General features: G+C 42.1%; 4 protein-coding genes. 1 reads left to right on the forward strand and 3 read right to left on the reverse strand.

From position 1 onward, the window contains the following. A partial coding sequence (locus IM496_RS06890; RefSeq protein WP_287661610.1) for a serine/threonine-protein kinase occupies nt 1-1,434 on the forward strand: 1,434 nt, incomplete at its 5' end. Nucleotides 1,435-1,440: 6 nt separating this feature from the next. On the opposite strand, the gene IM496_RS06895 is transcribed toward IM496_RS06890, so the two are convergent. The 3 genes from IM496_RS06895 to IM496_RS06905 all read right to left on the reverse strand — a co-directional run bounded on the left by IM496_RS06895 (nt 1,441) and on the right by IM496_RS06905 (nt 3,640). Next, entirely contained in the window at nt 1,441-1,893 is a 453-nt protein-coding gene (locus IM496_RS06895) for an ATP-binding protein (RefSeq protein WP_271927603.1), read from the reverse strand. Continuing rightward, entirely contained in the window at nt 1,880-2,875 is a 996-nt protein-coding gene (locus IM496_RS06900; protein WP_287661611.1) for an anti-sigma factor antagonist, read from the reverse strand. The genes IM496_RS06895 and IM496_RS06900 overlap by 14 nt, the downstream gene beginning before the upstream one ends. Nucleotides 2,876-2,989: 114 nt before the next feature. After that, complete coding sequence (locus IM496_RS06905; protein WP_002756255.1) at nt 2,990-3,640, reverse strand: DUF3318 domain-containing protein; 651 nt, start codon at nt 3,638-3,640, stop codon at nt 2,990-2,992. Nucleotides 3,641-4,026 lie beyond the last annotated feature (386 nt).

A 4,026-nucleotide genomic window follows, 5' to 3' on the forward strand; every position in this document is an offset into this window, starting at 1 on the left:
CTTAATCCCGATTGTCTATATAACAATGATCCTACAGATAAATTCTGTCAAAAATGTCGCTTTCAATTATTACTAAAAGATCGTTATCGTGCTATAAAATTAATTGGTCAAGGAGGTTTCGGTAAAACTTTCCAAGCAATTGATGAGGATAAACCTTCTCAACCCTATTGTGTAATTAAACAATTTTTTCCTAGCGCTCAGGGTAGTAATGCTCTCAAGAAGGCTGCGGAATTATTTAAAGAAGAAGCGATTAGTTTAGATAATCTCGGTCAACACCCACAAATTCCCTCCCTCTATGCCTATTTTACTGGCAATGATGGGCGACAATATCTTGTTCAAGAATATATTGAGGGAGAAAATCTAGAACAAGAATTACAAAGCGAGGGAGTTTTCAATGAGGAAAAGATTAAACATCTTTTATTAGAAATTTTGCCAATTCTTGATTTTATCCATGCTAAAAGAGTCATTCATCGGGATATTAAACCAGCTAATATAATTAGGAGACGCATCGATAATAAAATAATTTTAGTGGATTTCGGTGCCTCTAAATTTATAACCATTGCTAATCTTTCCCTGACAGGAACAGTGATCGGTTCGGCGGGATATATCGCCCCAGAACAAAGCAATGGCAAAGCGATTAATAGCAGTGATTTATATAGTTTAGGAGTCACTTGTATCTATTTATTAACGGGAGTATCTCCCTTTGAATTATTCGATGTGAGTGAACATGAATGGGTATGGAGACAGCACCTGATTAATAATCCTGTTAGGGTTGAATTAGGTGAAATTTTAGATAAATTAATTGAATTTGGCACCAAAAAACGTTATCAATCAGCCGGGGAAGTCCTGCAAGAGTTAGCGGTAAAATTAGCCGTAGTGATTCCGCCAAAACCCCGATCACAGGACACAATTCAAGAAACGGTTTTATCAGTTTTTCCAGTTGCCACCAGGGAGGAAATTAACCTCAAAAGTGTCAAGGCAATTGATTACACTAACCTACGGGATTTCTTAGCGCAAGAAAAATGGCGAGAGGCCGATCAAGAAACGGCTAATCTATTTTTAAAAGTTGCCGATCGAACTAAAGAAAAATATCTTAAGATAGAAGATATAGATAACTTTCCCTGTGAAGATTTAGCCACTATCAATCAACTCTGGTTAAAATATAGTCAGGGAAAATTCGGTATATCTGTTCAGAAAAGAATCTATGAAAGTTTGGGAGGAAGCGGCAATTATGACCAACAAAAATGGAACGCTTTTGGGTCAAAAGTCGGTTGGCGAGTTAATAACAAGTGGTTGTACTACGATCAAATTACTTTCTCTCTCAAAGCACCCTCCGGACATCTTCCCACCCTTGTCTGGGGTGTGGGGGGTGGGATAATTCTTTTTTCTCGTCTGGAAACCTGTACCATTGACGTAGTTTCTAGCAGGGGATAAATTGACTTAAAAACTTTTCTGGAGAATTAAACAGTTTCTCCCTTCGCCAGTGCGGATATATTGTAAACTATCAGTAAGAGAACGCATGAAAAGTAATCCTCGATCGCTTTCCATTTCCAAAGGTGCGAGGGGATGTTGTTGTAGAGAATCGAGTTTGGCTTGCAGATCAAAAGGTTGACCGTGATCCCATATTCTTATTTCTAGAGAATGGGACGAAAAAGTTAATTCTAGATCGATCGGTGTGGTCGGTGGTAAATGTTGGTGAGCGTAACGGACAGCATTAGTAAATCCTTCTGCTAAAGCCACCTTACACTGCCAAAGCACCGAGTCAGGTAAAAAAGAGCGGCCGTGAGATTCAAACCATTGTAGGACTGGGATTAAAGCTGCCAATTCCGTCCGGACTTGTAGATGGAATTGGAGGGGGAAAGAAGGGGAATTTAAGACTTCAGAAGGCACCACTGTTTTTTTGAAAGAGAATCAAAATTGTTTTAAAAATCAGTTGTAGATCGTAGCCTAAACTCCAATTTTCTTGATAGCGCAAATCTAGTTGAATTACCTCTTCAAAATTACGCACCTGAGAGCGACCATTCACCTGCCATTCTCCCGTCATACCGGGTTTTACGTCTAAACGTTGCCATTGGGGAACATCGTAGCGTTCCACCTCATCCGGTGTGGGGGGACGAGTGCCGACAAGACTCATTTCACCGGTGATCACATTCCAAAACTGGGGCAATTCGTCTAAACTGGTACGACGTAAAAATTTTCCTACCCGGGTAATCCTGGGATCATTTTTATTCTTAAAAAAAGCTCCCTCCGCTTGATTGGGGATTTTATCCTTGAGTGTTTCTGCATCCACACACATGGAACGAAACTTAAGAATCTTAAATTCCTTTCCCAACCAACCGCAGCGGGTTTGACTGAAAAAAATTGGCCCTGGACTGTCTAACTTAATAGCGATAGCAATGGGGACAAAAATAACCCCCGTGATTAATAAACCCACGATGCCACCAAGAATGTCAAGACCGCGCTTTAACCAACTGCGAATCGAGGGATGGGTTTCCGGTAGATGGTTTTCAGGGGTAGTAAGGCCGTTTTCTTGGGGTGCTAGGGAGGAGGTTTGGAAGGTGAATAATTGATCTAGTCCCGTAATCGATAAAACCCCCATCACTGGGGGATGGACGTTAGCTAGCACTAACTCGATATTTTTTTCCCTAGCCGCTTTGAGATTATGCACTAAAGCACCCACACCACTACTATCCATAAATTGAGTGGCATTCAGATCGAGAATGACTTTTTCGGGAGTGGGTGTTTGGGCGATGAGATGGTGAAACAGATTCTTGAACTGTACTGCTTCCAAGACAGTCAAGCGTTCCGGCATCCGCAAAACCGGATACTCCATCGGAATGATCAGAAAACGTGTTTCAGGAATTTGGGAAGTCATCGACACAACGAGGTGGTTTGATAGATGAGCAAGGCCTGATGACCTACTTAAATGTTTACTACACTTTTCCGCAAATACCAATGGGTAATGTCACAGATTATCTGTAATTATCGGCTAACGAATCTCACCTAGGGGCGGACGGCCTTGGGTTTGGGATTTCGCTTTCGCCGCACTCTTCCTTAGGGCATCTAAACGGGTCTCATAACGCTTACGCAGACGACGGTTAGGTGTTTGTTCGATTAGGGTTTTAAAGGCACTGCCTAGGCTCTTGTAGGCGTTGGGGAGAGAGTAACCGAAACGAGTGGCCAGGGCGATCGCTTTTTCATCGGCTTCGATCGCTTCTTTGAGAATTTTATCACCGTTATTTTTGCGCCAGAGACGATAACCGGAAATCCCACATAATCCCATAGCCAAAAGCAATAATAAACCGTCCTGTACCCATAATTCTCCCACCGCACCACCTAAACCAATAGCGAGGGCGGCCATTTCCCAGCCTTCCCGGGGAATACTATCATTTTGAATCCTGGCCACTTCATGCCAAAAGAGCAAATTACGCTGATCGATGGCTAAATTTTCCCATTTTGCCAAATCTATCTGAATTTCTACCTCGTCTCTGCCAATTTCTTCACAACGGATCAGGGGGGGGTTAATCTCTGTAGAACCTTCTACCGTTACCCAACTTTGTAATTCTGGGGGTAGCAGGGTTTTTAGGCGCCGAAGTTCGCTCATTTCGGCTCGTGCAGAGGAGGCCGCATAAGATGTCATAGATTTTTTACCTATTCTCTACCAATGACGATGATTTCTATTTTGGATCATAGCGGTCTTTTTTGTGATCTTGGCAGCTTTTAGCCCTAGGGAGCATTTTCAGTGATCAGTAATCAGTCGTCAGTAAGGGAAGTGGGTAAGTGGGAAGTGGGAAGTGGGGAAGTGGGGGAGATGGAGAGAAACAATCCATAACTGGGTTTTTAAAGTTCGATTGGGAGTCAATCATACTAAGTAGGTCGGTGTTAAAAATTGTCAGATACCCCCCTTATTAAGCTGTCCTTTAGTCACATCTTTCTTAACATTTCAAACCTTTGTAGCACAAGGCTTTCAAGACTCGGTTAACAATTTGTAATATTCCTTGTTGACACCCTTACTGACAAAGAAAA

The organism is Microcystis sp. M049S2, assembly GCF_020245625.1.
Classification (GTDB): Bacteria; Cyanobacteriota; Cyanobacteriia; order Cyanobacteriales; family Microcystaceae; genus Microcystis; species Microcystis ichthyoblabe_A.